Genomic DNA, 252 nt, shown 5'->3' on the forward strand with positions numbered 1-252 from the left:
ATGCGCAGTGTCTCCTGTCCGCGGCCGTACGGCCCGACCAGGAAACACTGCACAAGGTCATTGCAGCGGTTCTTTCAGCGCGGCGGGAATCGGCAGCGGCATCACTTCGATGCCTTCTTCAACCAAGGAGCGCGCATCCTCGGGCGTCGTGACGCCGCGAATGCTGCGTGCCGGCGCCTCGTTATAATGGATGCGCCGCGCTTCCTCGGCGAAGCGCTCGCCCACGTTCTCGGTCTTCTCCAGCACCTCGCG

General features: G+C 64.7%; 1 protein-coding gene. It reads right to left on the bottom strand.

What is annotated here, in order from left to right:
• Positions 1-57: 57 nt before the first annotated feature.
• Positions 58-252 (bottom strand): DUF1178 family protein (locus tag R0J88_RS21970; protein ID WP_410901174.1); only part of this gene is annotated, 195 nt, incomplete at its 5' end.

It is taken from the genome of Pseudoalteromonas sp. SIMBA_162, assembly GCF_046535955.1.
Lineage (GTDB): Bacteria > Pseudomonadota > Gammaproteobacteria > Enterobacterales > Alteromonadaceae > Pseudoalteromonas > Pseudoalteromonas marina.